The sequence below is a fragment of the Cyanobacterium aponinum PCC 10605 genome, assembly GCF_000317675.1.
GTDB lineage: Bacteria > Cyanobacteriota > Cyanobacteriia > Cyanobacteriales > Cyanobacteriaceae > PCC-10605.
Genome location: NC_019776.1, coordinates 2994679 through 3019430, shown reverse-complemented (window position 1 = coordinate 3019430; position 24752 = coordinate 2994679). Strand labels below are relative to the sequence as shown.

Genomic DNA, 24752 nt, shown 5'->3' with positions numbered 1-24752 from the left:
TATTATCTAAATTAGGGGCTAAGAAAATCGAATTTTCCCTAGAGGAATTAATCTTAATTAATGATTTAGTATTGTTAAGTTACTTTTTTTCGTATTCCAATTTAGGGTATTTCCAGTTGACAAACAAGACCTTTAATTGTTGAAGCAGGGGGAGTTTCCCATTTTTCGGTTTGCAAATTTGCCAAAAAAGACCTAATCGGTGTTGCTGTATCTTGATGATATTTGACAATAATCAATATTCGACTATCTTGCAATTTTTGTCCATTAGGATAAATACAATTTTCTTGTACTCCTCTCATAATCCTATAGGTTGATTGTTTTGCTAATTCTGGCACAACAACCACATCCAGATTTTTCATGATTGGTTTTCCATCAGAAGTTCTTGCTTGTAACTGTTGAAGTATTAAAAATACTGTATTTTTTCCCTGAGCAAGATGATACCAATAACTGCCTTCATCTAAATTACCTCCATACATGGCTTCACTGTTATTTAATGGAATCCAAGCACCTCCTAGATACTCTAAATCTTCTATTCTTTCAGGTAATATTTGCTCTGGGGGAAGGGCTTTCACATCATTAAAATAAGATAGTGATAGTATTAAAATTAAGCTCTTAACGCCAAAAAATTTGATGTATTTAGTCAGATATTTCATTTGCTTTTAGAAATCAACAAACAATGAACAATTCACGATATAGCAATGTTAAGTCATATAAACTTGTTGATCAAAAACATTCTGTACGATGAATAAGAGAATAAAAGCAATAAAAGCAGAAATGATGGGGGTTGTAATCCATCCTGACGCAATTTCCCCTAATACTCCCCATTTTATCTGTCTAACTCCCTTAAATCCTTTACAAAAAGCAATTCCTATCACCGCTCCAACTACTGCCTGAGAACTAGATACAGGAATAAGGGGAATGGCAGGTAAGCCTAAATTAACGACAAAATTTGATAGGGCTTTGGAAGAAAAAATAAATAAAACTAAAGAATTTGCTAATACTACAGTTAAAGCACCAACGGGGGATAAAGCCATTAAACTATCTCCTACAGTCATCATCACTTTCTTTGAATAAGTAAATACTCCTATGGCGATCGCGATCGAACCTAGTAGAAATAATTGTTCCACAGAAGAAATTTCGGTAACTCCTGCAATATTAATATCCTTAAAAGGGGAAGCGGAAATAAAAACCCCCATAACATTACCAATATTATTCGCACCGAGGGTATATGAACCAAATGCACCCACCAAAATTAAACCCCAACGCACATTACTATCCAAACTCAATAAATGAGGCTTAGTGCGTTCAATTAAAATTACTACTATCTGATAAATGCCATAGGAAAAAACACCCGCCAGAATCGGGCAAAGAATCCAAGTGCTAACAATTTTACCCAAACTCTGAAAATCCGTTGGTGAGCCACTAAACCAATTCCAACCAATAATTGCCCCTACCACTGCCTGAGAGGTAGAAACAGGAAGTCCTAATTTTGTCATCCATAACACCGTTAAAGCCGCCCCCAACGCCACAGTAAATGAACCGGGTAAGGCATTGACTTTTCCCAATTCTCCCAAGCCATGAGCCGCCCCCGCCCCTCCTGTCACTGCACCGATAATCACAAAAACACTGCATATTGTCGCCGCCGTTGAGAAGCGAATCATGCGACTACCTACCGCCGTACCAAATACATTTGAAGCATCATTAGCACCCAATGACCATCCCAAAAATAAGCCACTAGAGAGAAAAATTAAAGTTGTAATTAAATTCATTTGATTCAAGCAAAAAGTTAAAAGGGCAAAGGGCAATTAGTGGATAGTGTTGGGGTGAATAATTAAAAACTCCGAACTCTTGTACGGGCGAATGGCCATTCGCCCCTAACTAACCCCAAACTCAAATAATTCTTTGTATAGCGTAAATAGATAATTCGTCAGCAACTTCTTCGGCTTTGTCTGCGATCGCATCTATGGCATTAACTTTATCTCTGAGGTTAATTTTATGGGAAAACTTTAAATTGGAGGAAAAAATATTTTTTTTAATACTAATGGAAATGCGATCGGCTTCTGATTCATATACCCGAACCTGATAAATATGATCTCTTACTGCTTTGGGATTACGAAAAAAGTCTCTTGCCGCCACTACCACCATTTCCACACTTTTAACCACCATTTTCACTAACAATAACAATTCCCCTTCACTCAAATTGTTTTCTTTTTGAATGCTACTTTGATTTTCAATGTGATTGTTTTCTTCTTCAGAATTAGAAGGGCTTTTTGACTCAATTTCTTGATGCTCAATCATTAATTCTTGAAAGTTTTTCCCCAAGGCATCTAACAAAGAAAATAAGTTAGTTAATAAACTTAAAACATCCCCCCTGAAATCAGGAATTAACATTTCGGTATAGAGAATATTAACAATTGTTCGACGCAGTTCACTACACTTTTCTTTTAAACTATTAATTTGAAATAACTGCTCTTCCGAAGTTTGATTGACTTTTCCTGCTCCCAAAAAAGCCGTCATCCCGATTTCAAAATGAATTGCCCCTTCCGCTATTTTGTCTAAAAATTCATCTATTTGTCCTTCAAGGAACTTTGTTTTTTGGAATAGTGCCGGTATTTCTTTTGACATAAGTATTATGTTATCAGATAAGCTCTTCTAATATTTTCTTTCTTCACCCTAACTATCTTAAAATTATTAATAGTTTATTTACCATTTTTAATTTTTGTCCTTGCTACTATCTTTAATTATTCCTACTTACAACGAAAGCGAAAATATATCCCCTTTAATTATTCAGTTGACTTCTCTACTCGATCGCACCTTAGAGCAGAAATATGAAATAATTATTGTGGATGATGACAGTCCTGATTTAACTTGGAAAATAGCCCAAGATTTAAGTGATCAATATCCTCAACTCAAAGTTATTCGCCGTCAAGGTGAAAAAGGATTATCTACCGCCGTGATGAAGGGATGGGAAAAAGCCCAAGGAGAAATTTTAGGGGTAATTGATGCGGATTTACAGCACCCCCCAGAGTCTTTATTACAATTATGGTCAGAAATAGAAAAAGGGGCAGATTTAGCGGTTGCTAGTCGCCATGTAGAAGGAGGGGGAGTCAGCGACTGGAGTTTGTTAAGACGGTTTCTTTCCCGAGGAGCTCAAACTTTAGGTTTAATTATCTTACCCGGTGTAATTGGACGAGTTTCTGATCCCATGAGTGGCTTTTTCTTGGTACGCCGTCGTTGTTTAGCCAATAGTACATTAAACCCTTTAGGATACAAAATTCTAATTGAAGTTTTAGCCAAAGGTAAAATCGGTTGGATTAGTGAAGTGGGATATGTTTTCCAAGAAAGACAAGAAGGTCAAAGTAAGGTAACAAAACAGCAGTATATTGACTATATTCGCCACTTAGTCCGTTTAAGGTTATCTTTATGGAGATTTGAGCGTTTTATTCGTTTTGGGGTAGTAGGTTTAAGCGGTGTCTTTGTCGATATGGCTTTCCTTTACTTGTTGAGCGATTCCTCTACCCTTGGCTTACCCCTAACTCGAAGTAAAATCATCGCCGCAGAGTTAGCTATTATCAATAATTTTCTTTGGAATGATAGTTGGACTTTTCGAGATATTGCCCAAACCCAACCGGGTAAAAGACGCAAAATTAAGCGATTTATTAAGTTTAACCTGATTTGTTTGGCTGGATTAATTCTTAATGTTCTATTTCTCAATATTTTTTACAATATTTTCGATTTAAATCGATATGTAGCAAACTTAGGTGCGATCGCAATTGTCACTATTTGGAATTACTGGCTAAATTTAAAACTTAGTTGGCGAAGCACAGATTTAGATTCTGAATCGAGAAAATGAGTGAAACAATAAATCTGGCTCTATCACTTCTCGTCGTGTAAATTATTGGTTAGGGTAGCAACAGGCAAGAGGTAAAGTTAAAAGACTGACGGGGAGACAATGAAACTGCAATGAGGGTAGGTTTTAGGTTTCAGGTTTCAGGTTTCAGGTTTCGGGTTTTAGATACATAAATAGTATTGTGTATTTACAAAATAAATAGCCAGACATATTATCTCAAAATAAAGAAAAGGGAAACCCCTCTGTGTCTCTCCTTAAAAGGGGAAAAAGAAAACAAGAAACAGTAATAAGAATTGATAAAAAAAATATTTAAATCGATTTTAAAGATTTTGTTTTTTATTATTAATATACTAATGCAAGATCTTAGTTTAAGCTAAAAATAATTCTCAAATATGGAAAAATTGAGTGAACAAATCAAAGAAAAAGCCCTAGAAATAGGATTTCATCGAGTCGGCATAGTTGATGTAAATGAAAATAGAGATAAACAGCAAGAAAATCAAAAAAGACTGCAAAAATGGCTAGACAACGGCTACCATGCTCAAATGGAATGGATGGATAATCCTCGGCGTAAAGATATTACTCTTTGTTGGCAAGAAGTTAAATCAATTATTTGTCTGGCTTTAAACTATTACACTCCTCATCAACACTCAGATAATCCAGAAATCGGTAAAATATCCCGTTATGGTTGGGGTAGAGACTATCATCGCATTATCACGAAAAAACTTAAAACACTCGCCCGTTGGTTGACAGAAAAAGACCCTAGCGCAAAAGTTAGATACTATGTGGATACAGGACCTATTCAAGATAAATTTTGGGCTCAACAAGCAGGTATTGGTTGGATTGCGAAAAATGCTAATGTGATCACAAGAGAATATGGTAGTTGGGTCTTTTTAGGGGAAATTTTAACTAACCTACCTCTGGAGGCTGATCAACCCCATACTAACCACTGTGGTACTTGTACCCGTTGTTTAAGTGCCTGTCCCACTAATGCTATTACAGAACCTTTTGTTGTTGATGCTAACCGATGTATTGCTTATCACACCATTGAAAATAGAAACCCTCAATTACCTGATGAGATTGCTAAAAACTTAAACGGTTGGGTGGCAGGTTGTGATATTTGTCAAGATGTTTGCCCTTGGAATCAGCGCTTTGCCCAAGAAACAGATATTACCGATTTTCACCCTTATCCAGAAAATCTCCATCCTAAATTAGCGGACTTAGCAAACATGACTGAACAAGAATGGGATAAACGCTTTCAGGGTTCAGCTCTAAGACGCATCAAACCTCAAATGTGGCAACGCAATGCAAAAACTCAAATGAAAAAGATTTAATTTTTTTTCTCAAAATACTTGTTTAGTACGAGTGTTCTAGGTTAAATTAAAACTAATACAGACTAAATCTCATACCTAAATTTTGTAAATTATGGAAAATTTGACTCCTGCTCAAAAGCAATTATATGATTGGTTGGTGGAGTATATCAATACAAATAAACATTCTCCTTCCATTCGAGAAATGATGAAAGCAATGAATTTGCGATCGCCTGCTCCTATTCAGAGTCGTTTAGAAAAGATGCGTAAAAAAGGCTATCTTGAATGGACAGAAGGACAAGCGCGCACCTTAAAAATTCTCAAAAACTATCATCAAGGTTTACCTTTGTTGGGTAAAGTTAAAGACGGGGGGGTAGTTGAATCTTTCTCTGATGAACAAGAAAAAATTGATTTTGGTTCGATGTTTCCTTCATCCACTTCTTATGTGTTGCAAGTTGATGGAGATAGCATGATTTCCGCCTATATCAGTGATGGAGATTACTTAGTTATGGGAGACATAGAAGGCGATAAATCCATCAAAGCAGGGGAAATTGTAACGGTAAAAGCAGAAGGATACGGCACAATGGTCAAAAGAATTGATTATAATGCCAGTAAAACTATTCTGACAGGTTTTAATCCCGAAGAGGAGAAAATTACTATTGCATCTAATAAGGTGGAAATAGAAGGGGTTTTATTAGCGGTTTTCCGCTTGAATCAGTAGAAAAATGGCTCTCTTGCTTTGGATATGATAAATTATCTTTAAAAAAGTTGTCAGGTGTCAGGTGGCAGGTTTTAGGTTGAATTTTTATTATTTGAGGAGTGATAATCAATGAAAGTTTGGTTAGTGAGTTTTTTTATTTTGTTTGCTTTGACCCAGTTTATTATGTGGTTAAAAAATTTTTTTATGCCCCTTCCTCTCTATATTTTTGGGGGAGCTTTCCTTGCGATCGCATCTAACTATGATCAGAATATTAGCAAGTTTATTAGTCATAAAACTCAAACTTTTTTTGGCTCAAAATTGGATGATTAATTTAACATCAGTTTGGCTTAAGAATATCCAATAAGATGAGGTTTCAGATTAATTTACTCTCAGTTACCTGAGTACGACGTAAAAAAACCTTGTGGAATAAGGCATTGAGAGGGATCATTATCTCTGTTTGTACCGATAAAAACTATTAAACTTAGAAAAAAAGATGTAAAATCAATTTATCTATTATTTTTATCAATACATTTAAGGTTTAACTCCGAACTCAGGTTTAGTTAGGGAATAAAAAAGAGGGGAAGACTATGGAGTTGTTAGTCAAAAATCGTTATCAAGCCGTAAAAATCATTGGAGAAGGGGGTTTTGGAAAAACTTTTCTAGCCATTGACACCCATAGTCAAAATCAATATCGTTGTGTTATTAAACAACTGTTAAACACTTCAACATCTTCTCAGTCAAAAAACTGGCAACTATTTATTGCGGAAATTCATCGTTTACAATTTCTCAATACTAATCCCCATATTCCAAAATTAATTGATTTCTGCGAACAAGATAATAATTATTATATTATTCAAGAATTTATTGATGGAGAAAATCTAAAATTAGAGTTAAATAAGCAAGGTATTTATTCAGAGAAAAAAATAATAAAATTACTTCAAGAAATTTTGCCAATATTAAAATTTATTCATGATAAAAGCATAATTCATAGGGATATAAAGCCAGAAAATATTATTAGAAAAATAGATAATCAACAACTTTATTTAGTTGATTTTGGTGCTTCAAAATTATTAAGTCAACAAGACCCTTATAAAACTGCTACAGTTATTGGTAGCCCCGAATATGTTGCCCCCGAACAAGCCAGAGGAAAAACCGTTTTTGCCAGTGATATATATAGTTTGGGTGTCACTTGTTTATCTTTACTTACAGAGCGATCGCCCTTTGATTTAATTGACCTAAATAATAATTGGATTTGGCAAGAATATACAAGAGAAAAAATAAATAAAACTCTCTGTAAAATTCTTAATAAAATGGTTTGTTTTTCCCTTAATTAACGCTATACAAAAGTAGAGGAAATAATTAAAGATTTAGAAAAAATAGAAGAAAAAAAACACATATCTTGGCAGACAACTACAGCCCTAGTTATTGTTTCAGTTTTAGGATTATTCAATATCAATAATTATCACAATCAGAAAGAAGAAGAAAATTTAGAAAGAACCAAAAAAGAGGATTATAACAAAGAAAATATAATTCATAATCAAGAAAAATTACCAGATCAAAATAAAAGTGTATCAGAAAAAATCACATTAAAATCAGATAAAGAACTAGAAAAAGAAGCCTTAGAAGGATTAATTTTATTGACAAATATTCAAGATAGCTATTACCAAAAAAATGGAGAATTTTTAGAAAAAACTCCTTATTTACCATTTGGACAAGGACATATTTTTAAAATACAAAAACTATCATCCCATCACATAGCAATTATTGCTTTAGCGAAAAATGATAATCTCAAAAATTTTGTGACGATGATTTGGGGAGGAAATCCTAACACAAAAGAAAATATTTCCAAGCAAAAAAACTATAAACCTAAACCAACCGATTGGGGGGTTTTTGCAACCCATAATTTAGGCACACAAACCACAAAATATGCCATTAGATTCAATAACTGCGAAACGGAAAAACCAGAAAAAAAATATCCCCATTTCACTCACTTAAAATTAACCGAATCTTTACCTTTATCCTATGAAGAATTATCTTGTCCTCAAGGATATACCTATTCTTTATCTATGCTAGAATTAATGAGTCAAAAAGCCAGTGAAGTGCCTCCAGCCATTACTTATGATGTGAGGGGCGATAATTTAACCATTAAAGACTAACTAAAAAACCTCAGTTCGGTTTAAGAATATTGGATAAGGGTAGGTGTCAGGTTTCAGGTTGCAGGTTGCAGGTGTTGAGAGAAAGTAATAAGTAACGAGTAATGAGTAATGAGTAATTATCAACTATTCACTATTCACCCCAACACTATTTACCTTCGCCCATTGTCCTTTTAAATTTTCTCCTTGCCCTTTGCCTTTTTCTCCATCATTCATAGATGAAAATTTATCCCGAACTCAGGTTAAAAAATGCGGATGGCGAGACTCGAACTCGCAAGGCAAAGCCACACGCCCCTCAAACGTGCGCGTATACCAATTCCGCCACATCCGCTAGGTCACATTTCAACATTCTAACGAATTTTTTTTTACAAGTCAATATCTTATTGTTTTATTGCCAATCTAATTGGTATCTTTCCTTAGCACGGCGATCGCAATAATCAATTAATTCCTCGATATACTCAGGGGAATCAACTTCTATAATCACCCCGCCGATTTGATCAAACTCCTCATTAGTAGAAGTTCTCCATTTCTGCTCTACCTTAACCACAATATCAGGGCTTATTTCCTCATCCTCTTTAACAGGACTTAAGATAATTTTAAACTCATCCCCAGAGGGAAAATTCTTATCGACAATAATTTTAATTCCAGAACGGTTTAAGTCGAGAGTGAATCCTAAAAATTTATGATCCAAGTCCAGCACCCGGCAAACAGCAAGAATACGTCTTAATTGTCTCTGTTCATTTATCGAATTAATATCAACATTATTATTCATAATTAATAATAGTAAAAGAGTGAAAAACTTATACTGAATCTTATTTTTTATATTTCCATTGTAATGCCCCATAGGGGGATTATTCCATTAATTTTGATTCATAATTTTCTTTCATCCATTCATGAGCTTTTTTTATTCAGGAGAAGACACGGGGTCTTTTTCTTTGATTATAACTTCATTTTCAGGGCTTTTTTTTTCTTGCTCTTTTTCTCCAGAGGAGTTGACGGAAGGATTAATTATTTCTCTTGCAGAAGGAGATGGTGCTTGACTGTCTTTCTTGCTTGGATTCTCGATAATTGGGGGTAATTTCGGGGGGGTAGTAGTTTTTTTTGTTTCAGGATTAGGTTTCAGTAAAACTTCTGCACTATTAGTCGGTGTACTTAATTTGTTGACTGTGGTAGGTTGTTTTATCTGGGGATTATTAGAATTCTCTTTTTTAACAGGAGTTTTCTCCGATGAGGGTTGAGAATTACTTGGGCTATCTTTGACATTGTTAGGGGTAGCAGGTTTAACATTATTAGGCTTTACTGGATTAGGATTAGAAGAAGGTTGAGGACTAGATTGGGGAACATTACCCAAATTAGACAATGAAACAGAAGGACATACTTTTGTATCGTATTGAAAATTAACATAAACATGATAAGGAATATTACCATTACCAGTATTTTCAAATTGTCGGGCATTAATTTGTTTTAAGGCTTGTTCATTGAACAAGTTATATCCAGAACTTTTAATCAGTTGAGTGTCAACCACATTACCCATAGAGTTAACCACAACACCGTAAGTGGTAGTGCCTTCTAGTTTTTTAACACAGGCATCTTTCGGATATGCACCAACAATAGTAATTTCTTTCGGATTAACGTTTTGGACATTTTTCGCCCATGCAATATAATTTTTTCTGGCTTCCTCATCGCTGGTATTTTCTGGATTTGGGGCTAATTTGTCAGTTAGATTATTAAATTGATTTTCCAGCTTAACGGGTAAGTTATTGTCAGGATTTGATGAATCTTTAACATCGGTTTTATTATCTCGATTATTTATCACATCTCTGGGGTTAACCGTAACTTCAATGGGAGAATTTGCAAATAATTGTCTTCTGATTTCTGCTTGTCTTTCCGCATCAAGAATTTGATTAACGGGAACATCTGTCTGCTTAAAAGGAGAAGATGTGGATGTGTTAGAGTTATTTTTTTCAGTTATTTGATCAATTTTATCTTGGGGAATTGGTGGTAAATTAGCAAGGGATTTTTGATTAATGGGTGGTGGTGGCGGTAAGTCTAAGGGAGCAGTCGAATTAGTTTCAAACTGTAAAGATGTTTGAGGGATAGGGGCGGTGGAAAAGTTACTAATTGAGGCAGGAGGAGGGGGAGGTAAGGCAGAAAAATCCTGATACATCATTCCTCCATCTAGTGGCGGTAAATCAAAACCACTATTCTCCAAACTTTCTAAAGGGGGTACAGGAATTGTTAAACCGTTGAAATTATCTATTTCTGGTAAGGGGTTAAGACTATTCCAATCTAACGAGTTGGAGGGGTTTAAATTGGGCAGACGAGTTTGTTCTAAAGAATTTAATTCTATAATCGGGGTATTGGTCAAACCATTAGAACTATTAGAGTTACCTTGAGCATACCATCTGGGAAAGATGAGGGTGAAAAAAATCCCATGGACTGTAATTGAAGCTAATAACGCCCAGTTAATTTCCCTGATAATTTGATTAAAAGCAATGGTTGGTTTTTCTAAATTTTTAATGGTAGTCATAGAATATTCCTTTAGGTATGGGAGAAATAAAGATTAGCTAATGAGTTAATGATGGAGAAATTTTCTCTTATTGTATCGAAACCTTTTGAGACTTACACGGAAAATAATCTAAGTTAGGTTAAGAAGGGCAAGGGGCAATGGTGAAGAATTAAGAATTAAAAACCCCAACACACCGACATCTGTAACCTGACACCTACTCTTATCCGATGTGTTTAAGCCCAACAAAGATTAATGAAGGCTAGAAGCCAAAAATGTAGTAAAAATTATCTTTTTAAACTAGCTTAATTGTTGCCACAGTTGGGTTATAGTGGTTGCAGGTTCAAAACAAGATACTCCTCGACACACGATAGCAATACTATTAGATGGTAATTCCTCATCGGTACGAATAACGGTATTGGGCAAGTATTTTTGGATAAGTTGTAGTTTTGTATCTTTTGTGGTTTTGACACTGGTGCGGTTTAAATACCAGTTTAAGGCGGTAAATAAACTAGGACAACTGGTACTTGCTTTATTCATAATGTCACTAAATAATTTTAGGGTTTTTTCTGCTTCATCTAGGTATTTTTCTTCATCAGTAAATAGGTGCAAACGAACTAAATTTGCGATCGCAATTCCATTGGGAGAAGGTGTGGCATTATCGATATAACTTTTTTCTCTAATTAATAAATCACTGCTATTATCATGGGCATTGTTATAATATCCTCCTTGTTCTTTATCCTGACAAAATTGATTAAATTCAGCTTGAATTTTTATGGCTTGATCTAAGTAAAAACCTGTATTAGTGGGATGATTTTGGGCTAAATCTAATAAGGCTTTAATAAATAAACTATAATCTTCACTTTGGGCGAAAACTGCAACATTTCCCTCATAATTAAGACGATGTAAACGTCCATTTTCCCATTGATGATTAAGGATGAATTCTGTTGCTTTTTCCGCTAAATCTAAATAACTAACATCCTGAAAAACACCATAAGCAGTTGCTAACCCAGAAATCATTAAACTATTCCAAGCAAGAATCATTTTTGTGTCTGTGACAGGAGGTATTCTACCTAACCATTGAAAGGTTTTTGCTTCTTGATTATTTTTAGCAGGAGAAAACTTTTCTAAGGAGTTTCTTTCTTCTCCATAACGAACTTTAAAGAGTTTATCTAAGGCATTATTAATTATTTCATTAATGGACTTATCTTCTCTTTTTTGTAAAACATTTTTACTTTCAAAATTGCCATCTTCACTAATGATAAAAGTATCGATAAAAGCGTTAAATTCTTCTGCTGATAATATCTCTTTTAATTGTTGATAACTCCAGACATAAAACTCTCCTTCTTCTGGTTCAATGTGATGAATATCCGCAAAATTATCCGCATCCTGTGCCGCATAAAAATAACCTTTTTCCGAAGTCATTTCTCTTTTTAACCAATCTTTTATACCTTCACAAGCTCTTTTTATTTCTGATATTTCAACGCCATTAGCCCATAAATTTGCTAAAAACTCCATAATTAAGCCATTATCATAGAGCATTTTTTCAAAGTGAGGCACAGTCCAAGTGGCATCAACGGTATAGCGGTGAAAACCTCCACCTACATGATCATAAATACCGCCATTAACTAAGTCTAAGGCTCTTCTGATAGCCAAATCCCGGTAATTTTTGTCTTTTACCCCCCCTTGCAACGTAATATTGCTGTAAGGCATCATTGGGAAACGGGGTGAACCATAATCATTTCTGGCGATAACCTTACTATTATTGGCAATACCTTGTTGTAATAATTCTGGAGTTAGTTGATTTTCTGAGGTAAAAATTATATTACTATTTGTTTCTAAACCCTTGACAATTTCGTTTTTTAATGATATGAATTTATCTGATTTATCATGATAAAAATCACGAAGAGCCTGTAAAATCTGTAAAAATCCCGGTCTGCCATAACGGGGTTCAATGGGGAAATATGTACCACCATAAAAAGGTACTAAATCATCGGGGGAAAGAAATATATTTAAAGGCCATCCTCCTTGCCCTGTCATCATCTGCAAAGCTGTCATATAGATGCTATCAATGTCGGGGCGTTCTTCCCGATCGACTTTTATTGAGATAAAATTGTCGTTAAGGTAAGATGCGATCGCACCATCAGAAAAGGCTTCTCCTTCCATAACGGTACACCAGTGACAGCTAGAATAACCAATAGAGAGAAAAATAGGCTTATCCTCCTGCTTTGCCAAATTAAGGGCTTCATCGCACCAATACCACCAATTAATCGGATTATGGGCGTGTTTTTGTAAGTATAAACTTTGAGTGTTAATAAGATGATTTGTCATGGTAATTAATGAATAAATGTTTAACGGATAACGATGCAAAAGTTAAAAGGCAAGAGGCAAACCCCCCTTTATCCCCCCTCTCGAGGGGGGAGGGCAAAAGAGTTTAATTATTACTTTTCCATTATTCAAGGACTTTTTTCACAAAGCCTAATTATTTCAATGGGTAAGTTATCTATATCAGCAATAAAAGCTACTTCATATACTTGATTTTCAATCATTTGTTGTTGAGGGGGAAGCAGAATTTTTAACGGTGAAATTTTAGAATTATCTTTTTGACTTTCACGCCAAAATTTTTGTTTTAATTGTTCTAACCATGTGGGTAAATCTATTTGTTTTTCTGTAATATCTAAAGTGAAGTGATAATAACCAACATAGTGTTCATCATTAAAAGCATCTGGGGCTGGTTTAGGTTCTGGTATTTGCATTAATTCTAGTCTTCCTCCTTCTCCTTCTAGCCAACAAGCAAGAGTGTAACCGGTGGTGAATCTTTCCTTTACCGTAAAACCTAATAATTCATAAAATGCGATCGCACCTATTATATCAGCCGTGCGAATTGAAATATGATGAATCATAATTAACCTGAATTCGAGATAAATTTTCTTCGATGAATGATGGCAAAAAGGGCAATGTGCAAAGTAAAGGGGCAAGGGGCAAGGGGCAAAGGAAAAATTAAGAATTAAAAACTCCGAACTCCGAACCCCTGTATGGGCGAATGGCCATTCGCCCCTACTTCCCCCTCTCCCCTCATCACCTCATCACCCAAACACCTGCAACCTACAACCTGATACCTACCCTTATCCGATATTCCTATGTTGAACTAAGATTAAGTATATTATTCAAAAAGACGAAAATAAGGATAACGGGAAGGTGTGCCTTTTTCCTTTTCTAAGACAAAGTTAATCACTTCCCAACAAGGCTCGGCATCGGATTTATGACTAAATTCTACGGGTAACCCATATAGTTTATATAATTTGCTTTCTTGATTTCCTTGCCAATTATTGCCTTTATCTAAATAAGAACTAATTAGGTTATGGTAACGTTCTGCTATAATTACTTTTGTTGCACGGTATCCCTCAGTATAAAGACGATCTAAGGCTTCATGAATTTCAAAGCGAATACCATCAGGATGAGTATGTTGACGATACCATTTATGCTCCCACAAACGCCATTGTCTGCCCGACTGTAAATGAACTAATACTTCTGTTTCAGGGTTAGCCTCAAAAGCTCCATGACGAGGACATAGGTAACTATCTGTTAGGGTTAAAGCATCTATGGTTTGACGACAATGGGGGCATTTTATTTGAGGTCCAAAGATGGGATATTGTAGATTGGTATTAGTCATAGTTATGGTGGGTGAATAGCTTAAGCAATGGCTTTGATTTTTTTTATTATAGTTCTCTGGTTAATCATCAGTTTATTTCTGCTAATTTATTAAGCATTTGTAATGTCAAATTATTTATTATCTTTACTACAGCTATGTAATTCTAGCTTACCTTTGGGGGCTTATAGTTATTCTGAAGGCTTAGAGTTTTTGGTAGAAAATGGCAATATCACCAATGGTGAAAGTTTACGACAATGGCTAGAAAATGAGTTATTTTACGGTTCAATTCGGATTGAGGGTGCGATCGCATTTCGAGCTTATAATTGTTATCTCAATGATGATTGTAAGGGATTATATTATTGGAATAACTGGCTAAGTGCCTCCCGTGAAACCAAAGAATTAAGAGAGCAAAGTTGGCAGATGGGGAAAAGTTTGTGTCGTCTAACTCTCCAGTTAATACCAGATGATAAAAAACTAAAATCTGTTATTGACAATTTTGATTCTCCCTGCAATAGTGCGATCGCATTTGGAATTATAAGTGCTTATAGTCAAATACCTTCAACAGAAATGCTATGGGGCTATCTCCACAGTTGGCTCAATAACCTAGTAAATGGAGGAGTTAAATTAATACCTTTAGGACAAACGGAAGGACAAAAATTGATTTTTAATTTACATGAATCTATTATTAATACTACTCAACAAATAATTAACCTTCAAGATGATCAATTAGCCTCCTGTAGTTGGGGTTTATCTTTTGCTAGTATCCATCACGAAACTTTATATAGTAGGCTTTTTCGTAGTTAACAATTAATAATTAACCTCAGTTCGGTTTAAGAATATCCGATAAGATTAGGTGTCAGGTGTCAGGTTGCAGGTTGCAGGTTGCAGGTGTTAGGGGATGGGGGGATGAGGTGATGAGGGGAAAGGGGGAAACAAGTAATAAATATGTGTCTCCCCTTTTTAAGGAGAGAAGGGTAATGGGCAACAGTGCTTATAATTGATGGTGACAGATACAGAAATTTTTATCAGTCAATTGTTCAAAAAAAAGTCTCCCCTCGCCTGTGGGAGAGGGGTTGGGGGTGAGGGCAATAAGCAAATCCTAAATATCTAAGCCACATTGAGCATGGTGACGTAATAAATGATCACATAGTACCAACGCAACCATTGCTTCAACCATTGGTACAGCCCTTGGTAACACACACGGATCATGTCTGCCTTTTGCGGCTAAAACAGTTTCTTCTCCCTCTTTGGTAACGGTTTTTTGTTCTTTGCCAATGGTAGCAGTGGGTTTAAATGCCGCCCGGATAACAATATTCTCTCCGTTACTGATTCCCCCCTGAATACCTCCAGAGCGGTTTGTCATAGTACGAGTATTTCCTGCTTCATCAAGATAAAATTCATCATTATGTTGACTGCCTGTTAATAATGTTCCTTCAAAACCAGAACCAATTTCAAAGCCTTTAGTAGCTGGTAATGACATAATTGCTTTAGCTAAATCAGCTTCTAATTTATCGAAAACAGGTTCACCCAAACCTTTAGGCACGTTTCTGACGACGCATTCCACAACACCGCCTAAAGAGTCTTTTTCCCGTCTAATTTGATCAATTAACTCGATCATCTTTTCGGCGGCTACACTATCAGGACATCTAACTATATTACTTTCTACTTGTTCGAGAGTAACAGTTTCTTGATCCACACTGGCACTAATATCCTTGATAGTTTTGACATAGGCGATAATTTCAACCCCTGCGATTTGATGAAGAATTTTTTTTGCGATCGCACCTCCTGCCACTCTACCGATAGTTTCCCTTGCGGAAGAACGTCCACCACCTTGCCAATTACGAATACCATATTTAGCATCATAGGTAGCATCAGCGTGAGAAGGTCGATATTTAACCGCCATTTCATCGTAATCTTGGGAACGAGCATCCTTATTTCTAACTAGAATGGCGATGGGAGTCCCTAATGTTTTCCCCTGAAAAACTCCTGATACAATTTCGCATAAATCAGATTCTTGACGGGGAGTAGTAATTTTACTCTGTCCGGGTTTACGACGATTTAATTCTGATTGAATTTCTTCGGCACTAATTTCAACACGGGGAGGGCAACCATCCACTATTACCCCTACTCCGCCACCGTGAGATTCTCCAAAAGTTGATATAGTGAATAATTTTCCAAATATACTGCTCATGAATAATTTATCAATATAGTCTGGGTTTAAGTTTACTGGTTACCATAAGCAATAAGCAACGTTACCAGAGTTCGGGGTTCGGAGTTCGGAAAGAGGTTTCAGGTTTCAGGGTTAGTGTTAATTAAACACTTTTACCCTCCCCCCTCTTGAGGGGGGATAAAGGGGGGTTTGCCTTTTGCCTTTTGCCCCTTGCCCTTTTATTCACTAAACAAGGGCTACTTGATGGTTTGCTGGTGACTGATTTAAAACCCCTTTGCGGCAGTAAATTTCACAGGAATTATTAGGACTTTCAATCAATTTAACTTTATCTAGTTCTACCCCTAAAGATGCGATCGGATCTTTTAATAATTGAGCAATATATACAGCAATATTTTCCGCCGTAGGTACAACATCAGCAAAATATGGAATATCCTTATTAAGAAAAGTATGATCAAAAGGTTCAACTACATAATCATTAATGGCTTTTTGTAACTCCCCTAAGTCCACAATCATACCAGTACGAGCATCCATTTCTCCCGTTACTGACACTTCTAAATGATAATTATGTCCATGACCATTAACACGTGCGCATTTACCATAAATTTCGGTATTTTCTTCTAAACTTAATTCAGGTAAAGCTAAACGATGAGCGGCACTAAAATGAGTTTGAACAGTTAAAGTAGCTTCCATATTATTTCCTTGATAATTAACCCAAAGTTGAGGATGTTCGTATAGTTGTATATCAACCAGTGGTAAATGAGGCGATAAACGCTCCCATATCACCTTAGCAATATTTTCTGTGGTTGGTAAAGTTTGTTGAAATTCTGCCCAAGTATCATTAAGATAGCTGTAATCTAATTGGCTAGTTACTTCTTCCTTAATAACTTTTTTGACTTCAGATAAATTCTGTACCATTCCATACTTGTCTAATTCCCCGATAAGAGAAACATACAAGACATAATTGTGTCCATGCCCCGGAAAACGACTATTTGCACCGAAACGCTGTTGATTTTCCGCTTCTGATAACTCAGGCAACCAATAGCGATGACTGGCACTGAATTTCGCTCGACGATTGACGATACATTCCATGAAAAATATTATGGCTTAAATTTTAAGATTTTTTAAGATTCCTTTTTTAATTTACCATAATAAGTTTGGTTAGGAGTTCGGGGAGAACGCTCGAGCACTCGTACACTTCTTTCAGTAGTGAACGGAGTTAGGAGTTAGAAGTTATTAATTATCAACTATGTACCTTTACCCTCCCCCCTCAAGAGGGGGGATAAAGGGGGGTTTGCCCTTTGCCCTTTGCCCTTTGACCTTTTTTCTTTGCCTCTTGCCTGCTTTAACCGACAATTTCAGATCCAATTCAGGTTAAATTAGTCTAGGGTCTAGTAAAGTGGCTTTTTCTGGGTCTCTTTTAAACCATGATGCTGTTTTCTTGCAAATTTCCACTAAAAATAACATTACTGGCACTTCTATTAATACCCCTACCACTGTGGCTAAAGCCGCTCCTGAATTTAACCCAAATAACATTACCGCAGTTGCGATCGCAACTTCAAAATGATTACTAGCACCAATCAAAGCTGTAGGGGCGGCATCTTCATAAACTAAGTCGAGTTTTAGGGCTATGGCATAGGTAATCAAGAAGATAAAGTTGGTTTGCACTAATAAGGGAATAGCAATGAGGATAATATGGAAAGGATTATTAATGATTAATTCCCCTTTAAACGCAAATAGGAGAATCAAAGTTGCTAATAAAGCGGTGATGGAAATAGGAGTGAGATAAGAAAGAAAACGATTTTCAAACCATTGTCTGCCTTTATATTTAAAAATCCAGTAACGACTTAACAAAGCAGTTATTAATGGTAAACCCACATAGATAATGACTGATAAAACAATTGTTTGCCATGGTACAATTAAATCATTAGCCGATAATAACCATTTTCCTAACGGTGCATAAAGTAGTAACATCGTCAAAGAGTTTACCGCTACCATAACCAAAGTATGAGCCTGATTACTATAGGAAAGATAACCCCACATTAACACCATTGCTGTGCAAGGAGCAATACCTAACAAGATACATCCTGCAATATAAGAATTACTCAAACTGACTTCTACTCCTCTAATTATCTCGGTTTCCTGTAACCAACCAGCAAATAGCCATCCCAAGAAAAATTGAGCAAAGATTACCATTGAAAAGGGTTTTATCAACCAGTTAACAACCAAAGTTAAAATGACGGGCTTCGGTGTTTTGACTGCTTTTACCGCTTGAGAAAAGTCTATCTTCACCATAATTGGATACATCATGAAAAATAGACATATGGCAATAGGAATAGAAACATTATAAACGTTGAGGAGATCGAGGTTTTGTGCCAAAGATGGAAATATACGCCCTAAACCAATACCGATAACAATACAAATCAGAATCCAGAGGGTAAGATATTTTTCAAAAAAACTTAAATCACTTCCTGCTTTTTCTGCACACTTATTCAATGACTTTCCCATAAAACTAATCAATTATAGTTGATTCTATTTTTAAATAATGCTTTTATCTCTATATTTTAGCTTATTACCTACTAATAAAAGTTGATTTGAAGGAGTTTTTGATTCTTGATTATCAACTGAGCTAAGACGCAACTTATTTCAATTTTTATTAAGTCTTAAAAATAACTCAAACCCTTATCTTTTTTCTTTTTCCTGTTCCCCTTCTCCCCTTAAAAGGCGGGATACAGAGGGGTTTCTCCTCCCCTTTTGCTTACCTTAACCAATCAATTTTGGGCTAGATGCCAAGGGTGACAAGTATCAAGTTTTAGATAATAATGACTAATTACTAACTGCTAATTACTAATTGGACTATGCAGACTATAGATTGGATTGTTGTTATTTGTTATCTCATTGCCACAATGGTACTTGGAGTTTATCTTTCTAAACAAGCCTCAAAAAGTATGGAAGATTTTTTCGTATCAGGTAGGAATCTTTCTTGGTGGTTGGCAGGTACAAGTATGGCGGCGACAACCTTTTCTATTGATACTCCCCTTTATATTTGCGGTGTGGTAGCCACAAGAGGTATTGCTGGTAATTGGGAATGGTGGAGTTTTGGTATTGCCCATATTGTCTTAATTTATATTTTTGCTAGACTATGGCGTAGGGCGGAAATTGTTACCGATGCAGAGTTAACGGAAATTCGCTATGGAGGAAAAATGGCGGCAGTATTGAGGGCAACTAAAGCCTTTTTATTCGCTGTGCCAATTAATTGTATCGGTATTGGTTATGCTATGTTAGCTATGGTTAAGGTGGTTTCTGCACTGCAACTATGGGAAAGTCTGGGCTTAAATGTGGGAGAAAGCGGTAAGTTATGGAGTGTGGTGGCAGTTAGTATTTTTGTTTTAATCTATTCTGGTTTTTCGGGATTGTGGGGAGTTGTGGTAACAGACTTTTTTCAATTTTTTCTTGCTCTTTTTGGTGCGATCGCAGTTGCTGTTGTATCAGTGAATTATGTAGGTGGTATTCATGAATTAGTACCGGCGGTACAAAAAGCCACAGATATTGACGTACTTTCCTTCGTGCCTTTGATGAAAGGAGAAGGGCTGTTGAATTGGCAATGGAGTGATGTAGCAGGAATCAGTTTAAGTACCTTTTCTGCTTATTTATTGGTGCAGTGGTGGAGTTTTCGCCGTAGTGATGGGGGGGGAGAGTTTATCCAAAGATTAGTTTCTGCTAAGGATGAGGCAGAGGCAGAAAAAGCGGCATGGTTTTTCAATATCCTTAATTATATTATCCGCACTTGGCCTTGGATTTTAGTGGCATTAGTCGGTATTGTTATCTATCCTAACTTAGAAGATCCAGAATTAGCCTACCCGAAGTTGATGCTTGATTTTCTTCCCCCTGTTATCTTAGGGATTGTGGTAGCTTCGTTGATTGCCGCTTTTATGAGCACTGTTTCCACCTCTATTAACTGGGGGGCTTCTTACATCACCAATGACTTATATCGCCGTTTTTTTGCTCCTAATGCCTCTCAAACTCAATTAGTCTTTGCGGGTAGGATAGCTTCTATTTTAGTTACATTCTTCGGTGCGATCGCAGCTTTTTATGCAAAAGACATCACAACTATTTTTCGCCTAGTAATTTCCATCGGCACAGGCCCCGGATTAGTGTTAATTTTAAGATGGTATTGGTGGCGCATTAATGCCACAGCAGAATTAGCGGCAATGGTGGCAGGATTTATCATTGGTTTAACTAGCGTTATCCCCAACTTGAATATTTTTCCCTCAGATTTTGGTTATCGATTAATGATTATTTCAGGCTCAACCGCCATTATCTGGGTTACTGCCATGTATCTCACCCCTCCAGAGTCAGAAGAAACCCTCAACAAATTTTATTTAAGAGTGCGCCCGGCTGGAATTGGCTGGCAAAAACAACGGGAAACTACGGGAGTAAGCCCCTTACAAAATTTACAACTAGATTGCCTAAAAGTTATTGCTTCAGTGTTACTACTATTTGGTTTAATGTTAGCTATTGGTGGCTTTTTACTCTTACAATCTGCCACTGGATGGATAGCTTTAATTATTGCTGTCATCGGCGGTTTCTGGCTAAAGCAACTCAATAAAAAACCTATTTTCCCCATGCCACGCCCCGGAAGTGAGTGATAAGCAATTAGTAATTTAAGACAAGGCAATGGGCAATGGGCAAGAGGCAAGAGGCAAGAGGCAAACCCCCCTTTATCCCCCCTCAAGAGGGGGGAGGGCAACAGTGTTTAATTAGTTTCCCCTAATACCCCAAAACCCTAAGCCCCCACTTCTCTTATACCCTGAAACCTGAAACCTGAAACCTGACACCTCTTTTCTAACTTCACTATTCCTCTATGAATCTCTATTTTCTCTTTCCTCAAATGCACATCAATAGTGGTGGCCATATTGCTCAAATGAAATTTATGGCGATCGCACAATCTCTTACCAATGCTTATCCTGTCACCTACGAACGCAAAGAAAAGGATGTTTTATACTTAGAGGATATAATTAGACAGACTCCAACGGCTAATTCTGACATTTATGTTATTCACTGGGGACCTCACATAAACAAACTCTTAACAAAACTTAAACATCGCAATGTTGTTTACATAGCACATAGTACAGGTTATAAATTTAAAATACCGCCACAAGTACCAATAATTGCCGTCAGCAAACACTCTCAAGCCTACTGGGGAAGATATGCCCCTAATTCCCTAATTTTCCATTTACCAAATGAAATTTCCCCTCAATATCAAAACTGGCATCAAGAGCGCCCCATTGATGTTTTAGTACAAAAAAGAAAATCCTCTCAATATTTACTTAAACAATTAATACCAGCCTTAAAACCCCACTGTAATTTATTTGTGATTGACTCATGGGTAGAGGATTTAGCCACATTATTTAATCAAAGCAAAGTCTATCTTTATGACTCAAGTGAATATTGGATTCAAGCAGGAGCAACAGAAGGTTTTGGTTTACCTCCCCTAGAAGCAATGGCTTGTGGTTGCACTGTTTTTTCTAGTATAAATGATGCTTTATCAGATTATTTAGATCCTAGTTTTAATAGCTATAAATTAAGGGTTTATTCTCAAGAATATGATGTTCAAAGAATTTTAAAAGTGGTTAATAATTGGCAAGATAATGATCATGAACAGCTATTAAAACCCTACCGTATTGAATCTATAGAAGTTCGATTTAAAAATATTTTATCAGAGATAAATGAATTTTTCCTACATCAGCAAAGTTATCAACAAAATATCCCTTTAATCAAAAAAAATAAATGGCAAATCATCAAAAAGATTATCAACAAAATCAAAAGATAAAGGCTCTATTACTTCTCTTCATGTAAATTATTGGTGTTTGGTAGGTGTCAGGTTTCAGGTTACAGGTTGCGGGTTGCAGGTTTAGGGGAATAATGAGTAATTATCAACTATTCACTATTCACTATTCACTATTTACCTTTGCCCATTGCCCTTTTAACTTTTTCTCTTGGCTTTAATTTATCATAACCACACTCTGAAGAGCCAAGATAAAGATGTTTAAAAATAACAAACACCATTCTCATCCACCACTCTATTTCTACCGCTATTTTTCGCCTGATATAGTGCCATATCACCACGAATAATAGTTTGATTTACATTTTTGTCTTCAGGGTTATACACAGCCACACCAATACTCACGGTAACGTTTATCTGTTCAGACTCAAAAGCAACAGATAATTCTTCTATATCTTGACGTAAACGTCTTGCCACTGCAATACCATCTTCTAACATACTTTCAGAGAGAAAAATGATAAACTCTTCCCCCCCCCAACGAGCACATAAATCTTCTTGACGAATGGATAAAACGCATTGTTGTGCCACAGATTTAATCACAAAATCTCCAGCAATATGGCCATGGGAATCATTAATTTTTTTAAAATAATCAATGTCTAAAATTAACAATGCAAAATATCTTTTTTGTCTTTTTGCTAGGTTAAATTCTCTTTCTGCTAAAGTACTAAAATTGCGACGATTTGATATTCCTGTTAGTTCATCTGTTGTTGCTAGTTTTTCTAATTCTACTAAGGCTTTTTTTAGCTCGTCTCTGGTAAATTTTAACTCTAAATGAGTTTTTATTCTAGCTAATAACTCACGGTTATGAAAGGGTTTTGTAATATAATCTACAGCTCCTAAATCAAAGGCTTTTAATAAATCTTGTTTTTCATCACTAGCTGTAATAAAGATAACGGGAATATCTTGAAAATGAGGATTCAGTTTTATTTGTTGACATAATTCTAACCCGTTTATATTGGGCATCATTAAATCGAGTAAAATTAAGTCAGGGTTAATTTGTTCCATATAGGGTAAAACTTCTTGACTGTGGGCTAAAATTTTAGCCTGATAGCCTTCTTTACGGAGTATTTTCTCGATAAGAATTCTATTTACTGAATTGTCATCTACCGCCAAAATCAAAAAGTTTTTCGGATTATAGTCAGTCATGGAAATTTTTTGCCTTAGTAGTACTGATTTAATGGGATTCTGATAATAAAGAGTACCTATATTTAATAATTATCATTAATATGATAAAACCAAAATTCGATCGCTTCCAAAATTTTTTTCTATCCTATTATCAAACTTAGAAATCAGATCCAAACATTATAAATAGATTATGATCTAATTAATAATAGTTAACAAAATCGAAACAATATTTTTTCTATATTCTTAATTTTGACGGCGAAAAATATCCCCAATTCAAATATAATTATTATACAATTTTACCTTTTTCCACACGAATAATTTGTGCTTCTTGTAGTAATCTTTCATCAAAATAATTAAGGTGAGTAGTTGTAATAAAAGTTTGAAAACGATTCCCTAAACAGTCTAATAGCTGTTGTTGTCTTTGTAAATCTAATTCTGCCATCACATCATCTAGTAGTAGCAAAGGGGTTTCTCCGATAATCTGTTCAATTAATTGCAACTCCCCTAATTTGAGAGATAATACTAATGTACGTTGTTGCCCTTGAGAGCCATAATTTCTAGCTACACTTTTATTAATCACAAATTCTATTTCATCACGATGAGGACCGACTAATGTCACTCCCATTAGCAATTCTGTGTTTCTTTTATCTTCAATTTCCCTTTGAATTTTTTGTTTTATTTCTTGTATATCGTCACGATCATAAGTTACATTGGGGTGATAAATAATTTCTAATTTTTCAGTTTTATTACTAATTTTGTCATGCCATAATCTTGCTAAAGGCTCTAATTTATCTAAAACTCTTTTTCTTCTGCGCATTACTCTACAGGCATTTTCAATTAGTTTATTTTCCCATATATTAAGTTCTAAAATAGTGGTTTGAGATAAATCTTCATAATTAGTTATACCTTGTTTTTTCAATCTTTTTAATAAACTATTTCTTTGTTTTAATACATGATTATATTCTTTGATAATATAGCTAAAAACTGGCTCTAATTGTAATAAAAGGTTATCCACCCAATTTCTTCTATATTCGGGAGAACCTTTCACCAAATCAAGGTCTAAACTAGAAAATAAAACTGTATTAACAATACCTAAAAAGTCTATATTTCGAGATATTTTTTCATAATTTACTTTTAATTCTCTTTTCCCTTTTGCAGGAAATAAGATGCTTAAACTATAATCTGCGTAGTTGCGAGTAATTTCTCCTTTTATTTCACCATAGATGCGATCGCGGTAAACTAAATCTAAATCCTTATTAGTGCGATGACTTTTTAGACAAGATAATAGCTGTATTGCTTCTAATAAATTAGACTTTCCTTGGGCATTATTTCCCAAAATAATTATCTTATTACTAGAGAAATTAATTTCTGATTGAATATAGTTACGAAAATAGTTTAAATTTAATTTACTTAAATACATTATTGTCTTTTCTTTTATACCTATGGC

At 35.5% G+C, this 24752-nt stretch carries 22 protein-coding genes and 1 tRNA gene; 9 read left to right on the top strand and 14 right to left on the bottom strand.

What is annotated here, in order from left to right; translation table 11 throughout:
* Positions 1 to 101: 101 nt before the first annotated feature.
* The 3 genes from CYAN10605_RS12640 to CYAN10605_RS12630 all read right to left on the bottom strand — a co-directional run bounded on the left by CYAN10605_RS12640 (position 102) and on the right by CYAN10605_RS12630 (position 2625).
* On the bottom strand, positions 102 to 653 hold the full coding sequence (locus CYAN10605_RS12640; protein WP_015220342.1) for a hypothetical protein: 552 nt from the start codon (positions 651 to 653) through the stop codon (positions 102 to 104).
* 48 nt (positions 654 to 701) lie between these two features.
* On the bottom strand, positions 702 to 1769 hold the full coding sequence (locus tag CYAN10605_RS12635) for an inorganic phosphate transporter (protein ID WP_015220341.1): 1068 nt from the start codon (positions 1767 to 1769) through the stop codon (positions 702 to 704).
* A gap of 121 nt (positions 1770 to 1890) precedes the next feature.
* On the bottom strand, positions 1891 to 2625 hold the full coding sequence (locus CYAN10605_RS12630; protein ID WP_015220340.1) for a DUF47 domain-containing protein: 735 nt from the start codon (positions 2623 to 2625) through the stop codon (positions 1891 to 1893).
* A gap of 94 nt (positions 2626 to 2719) precedes the next feature.
* Here CYAN10605_RS12630 and CYAN10605_RS12625 point away from each other — a divergent pair, with 94 nt between their 5' ends.
* From CYAN10605_RS12625 to CYAN10605_RS17905, 6 genes are all read left to right on the top strand, one after another.
* A complete protein-coding gene (locus CYAN10605_RS12625; RefSeq protein ID WP_015220339.1) occupies positions 2720 to 3853 on the top strand; it encodes a glycosyltransferase in 1134 nt (377 codons plus the stop codon).
* Between the two features lie 389 nt (positions 3854 to 4242).
* On the top strand, positions 4243 to 5181 hold the full coding sequence (queG, locus tag CYAN10605_RS12620; RefSeq protein ID WP_015220338.1) for a tRNA epoxyqueuosine(34) reductase QueG: 939 nt from the start codon (positions 4243 to 4245) through the stop codon (positions 5179 to 5181).
* Positions 5182 to 5272: 91 nt separating this feature from the next.
* A complete protein-coding gene (lexA, locus tag CYAN10605_RS12615) occupies positions 5273 to 5878 on the top strand; it encodes a transcriptional repressor LexA (RefSeq protein ID WP_015220337.1) in 606 nt (201 codons plus the stop codon).
* A gap of 108 nt (positions 5879 to 5986) precedes the next feature.
* Complete coding sequence (locus tag CYAN10605_RS12610) at positions 5987 to 6187, top strand: hypothetical protein (protein ID WP_015220336.1); 201 nt, start codon at positions 5987 to 5989, stop codon at positions 6185 to 6187.
* Positions 6188 to 6444: 257 nt separating this feature from the next.
* A complete protein-coding gene (locus tag CYAN10605_RS12605; RefSeq protein WP_015220335.1) occupies positions 6445 to 7191 on the top strand; it encodes a serine/threonine-protein kinase in 747 nt (248 codons plus the stop codon).
* Positions 7192 to 7494: 303 nt separating this feature from the next.
* Complete coding sequence (locus CYAN10605_RS17905; RefSeq protein ID WP_051018143.1) at positions 7495 to 8013, top strand: hypothetical protein; 519 nt, start codon at positions 7495 to 7497, stop codon at positions 8011 to 8013.
* 247 nt (positions 8014 to 8260) lie between these two features.
* Here CYAN10605_RS17905 and CYAN10605_RS12600 read toward each other — a convergent pair.
* The 6 genes from CYAN10605_RS12600 to CYAN10605_RS12575 form a co-directional block, all read right to left on the bottom strand.
* A tRNA-Leu gene (locus CYAN10605_RS12600) sits at positions 8261 to 8341 on the bottom strand.
* A gap of 57 nt (positions 8342 to 8398) precedes the next feature.
* Positions 8399 to 8782, bottom strand: coding sequence for a PilZ domain-containing protein (locus tag CYAN10605_RS12595; protein WP_155084170.1), 384 nt, complete (start codon positions 8780 to 8782; stop codon positions 8399 to 8401).
* Positions 8783 to 8914: 132 nt separating this feature from the next.
* Entirely contained in the window at positions 8915 to 10540 is a 1626-nt protein-coding gene (locus tag CYAN10605_RS12590) for a TonB family protein (RefSeq protein WP_015220333.1), read from the bottom strand.
* Between the two features lie 276 nt (positions 10541 to 10816).
* Positions 10817 to 12847, bottom strand: coding sequence for a thioredoxin domain-containing protein (locus CYAN10605_RS12585; protein WP_015220332.1), 2031 nt, complete (start codon positions 12845 to 12847; stop codon positions 10817 to 10819).
* A 125-nt stretch (positions 12848 to 12972) separates the two neighbouring features.
* Positions 12973 to 13419, bottom strand: a complete 447-nt coding sequence (locus CYAN10605_RS12580; RefSeq protein ID WP_015220331.1) for a VOC family protein — start codon at positions 13417 to 13419, stop codon at positions 12973 to 12975.
* A 260-nt stretch (positions 13420 to 13679) separates the two neighbouring features.
* Positions 13680 to 14189 (bottom strand): TIGR02652 family protein, encoded by a 510-nt coding sequence (locus CYAN10605_RS12575; protein WP_015220330.1) that lies wholly within the window; start codon positions 14187 to 14189, stop codon positions 13680 to 13682.
* Positions 14190 to 14291: 102 nt separating this feature from the next.
* Here CYAN10605_RS12575 and CYAN10605_RS12570 point away from each other — a divergent pair, with 102 nt between their 5' ends.
* Positions 14292 to 14972 (top strand): urease accessory protein UreF, encoded by a 681-nt coding sequence (locus tag CYAN10605_RS12570; RefSeq protein ID WP_015220329.1) that lies wholly within the window; start codon positions 14292 to 14294, stop codon positions 14970 to 14972.
* 295 nt (positions 14973 to 15267) lie between these two features.
* On the opposite strand, the gene aroC is transcribed toward CYAN10605_RS12570, so the two are convergent.
* From aroC to arsB, 3 genes are all read right to left on the bottom strand, one after another.
* Positions 15268 to 16359, bottom strand: coding sequence for a chorismate synthase (gene aroC, locus CYAN10605_RS12565; protein WP_015220328.1), 1092 nt, complete (start codon positions 16357 to 16359; stop codon positions 15268 to 15270).
* Between the two features lie 204 nt (positions 16360 to 16563).
* A complete protein-coding gene (locus CYAN10605_RS12560; protein WP_015220327.1) occupies positions 16564 to 17427 on the bottom strand; it encodes a 6-pyruvoyl trahydropterin synthase family protein in 864 nt (287 codons plus the stop codon).
* Between the two features lie 282 nt (positions 17428 to 17709).
* Positions 17710 to 18843 carry an ACR3 family arsenite efflux transporter gene (gene arsB / locus CYAN10605_RS12555; protein WP_015220326.1) on the bottom strand — a complete coding sequence of 378 codons (1134 nt, stop codon included), beginning with the start codon at positions 18841 to 18843 and terminating at the stop codon, positions 17710 to 17712.
* A gap of 350 nt (positions 18844 to 19193) precedes the next feature.
* On the opposite strand from arsB, the gene CYAN10605_RS12550 reads away from it, so the two are divergent.
* Both CYAN10605_RS12550 and CYAN10605_RS12545 read left to right on the top strand, forming a co-directional pair.
* Positions 19194 to 20984 (top strand): sodium:solute symporter family protein, encoded by a 1791-nt coding sequence (locus CYAN10605_RS12550; RefSeq protein ID WP_015220325.1) that lies wholly within the window; start codon positions 19194 to 19196, stop codon positions 20982 to 20984.
* Between the two features lie 215 nt (positions 20985 to 21199).
* Positions 21200 to 22168 (top strand): glycosyltransferase, encoded by a 969-nt coding sequence (locus tag CYAN10605_RS12545; protein ID WP_015220324.1) that lies wholly within the window; start codon positions 21200 to 21202, stop codon positions 22166 to 22168.
* 216 nt (positions 22169 to 22384) lie between these two features.
* Here CYAN10605_RS12545 and CYAN10605_RS12540 read toward each other — a convergent pair whose 3' ends face one another.
* Positions 22385 to 23326 (bottom strand): diguanylate cyclase, encoded by a 942-nt coding sequence (locus CYAN10605_RS12540; protein ID WP_015220323.1) that lies wholly within the window; start codon positions 23324 to 23326, stop codon positions 22385 to 22387.
* A 265-nt stretch (positions 23327 to 23591) separates the two neighbouring features.
* Positions 23592 to 24725, bottom strand: a complete 1134-nt coding sequence (gene recF / locus CYAN10605_RS12535; RefSeq protein ID WP_015220322.1) for a DNA replication/repair protein RecF — start codon at positions 24723 to 24725, stop codon at positions 23592 to 23594.
* Positions 24726 to 24752: the final 27 nt, after the last annotated feature.

Coding starts and splice junctions, on each gene's coding strand:
- queG (WP_015220338.1), top strand. CDS start 4,243: ATGGAAAAATTGAGTGAACAAATCAAAGAAAAAGCCCTAGAAATAGGA.
- CYAN10605_RS12630 (WP_015220340.1), bottom strand. CDS start 2,625: ATGTCAAAAGAAATACCGGCACTATTCCAAAAAACAAAGTTCCTTGAA.
- arsB (WP_015220326.1), bottom strand. CDS start 18,843: ATGGGAAAGTCATTGAATAAGTGTGCAGAAAAAGCAGGAAGTGATTTA.
- CYAN10605_RS12585 (WP_015220332.1), bottom strand. CDS start 12,847: ATGACAAATCATCTTATTAACACTCAAAGTTTATACTTACAAAAACAC.
- CYAN10605_RS12590 (WP_015220333.1), bottom strand. CDS start 10,540: ATGACTACCATTAAAAATTTAGAAAAACCAACCATTGCTTTTAATCAA.
- lexA (WP_015220337.1), top strand. CDS start 5,273: ATGGAAAATTTGACTCCTGCTCAAAAGCAATTATATGATTGGTTGGTG.
- CYAN10605_RS12595 (WP_155084170.1), bottom strand. CDS start 8,782: ATGAATAATAATGTTGATATTAATTCGATAAATGAACAGAGACAATTA.
- CYAN10605_RS12610 (WP_015220336.1), top strand. CDS start 5,987: ATGAAAGTTTGGTTAGTGAGTTTTTTTATTTTGTTTGCTTTGACCCAG.
- CYAN10605_RS12580 (WP_015220331.1), bottom strand. CDS start 13,419: ATGATTCATCATATTTCAATTCGCACGGCTGATATAATAGGTGCGATC.
- recF (WP_015220322.1), bottom strand. CDS start 24,725: ATGTATTTAAGTAAATTAAATTTAAACTATTTTCGTAACTATATTCAA.
- CYAN10605_RS12570 (WP_015220329.1), top strand. CDS start 14,292: ATGTCAAATTATTTATTATCTTTACTACAGCTATGTAATTCTAGCTTA.
- CYAN10605_RS12640 (WP_015220342.1), bottom strand. CDS start 653: ATGAAATATCTGACTAAATACATCAAATTTTTTGGCGTTAAGAGCTTA.
- CYAN10605_RS12545 (WP_015220324.1), top strand. CDS start 21,200: ATGAATCTCTATTTTCTCTTTCCTCAAATGCACATCAATAGTGGTGGC.
- CYAN10605_RS12635 (WP_015220341.1), bottom strand. CDS start 1,769: ATGAATTTAATTACAACTTTAATTTTTCTCTCTAGTGGCTTATTTTTG.
- CYAN10605_RS12540 (WP_015220323.1), bottom strand. CDS start 23,326: ATGACTGACTATAATCCGAAAAACTTTTTGATTTTGGCGGTAGATGAC.
- CYAN10605_RS12575 (WP_015220330.1), bottom strand. CDS start 14,189: ATGACTAATACCAATCTACAATATCCCATCTTTGGACCTCAAATAAAA.
- CYAN10605_RS12605 (WP_015220335.1), top strand. CDS start 6,445: ATGGAGTTGTTAGTCAAAAATCGTTATCAAGCCGTAAAAATCATTGGA.
- CYAN10605_RS12550 (WP_015220325.1), top strand. CDS start 19,194: ATGCAGACTATAGATTGGATTGTTGTTATTTGTTATCTCATTGCCACA.
- aroC (WP_015220328.1), bottom strand. CDS start 16,359: ATGAGCAGTATATTTGGAAAATTATTCACTATATCAACTTTTGGAGAA.
- CYAN10605_RS12560 (WP_015220327.1), bottom strand. CDS start 17,427: ATGGAATGTATCGTCAATCGTCGAGCGAAATTCAGTGCCAGTCATCGC.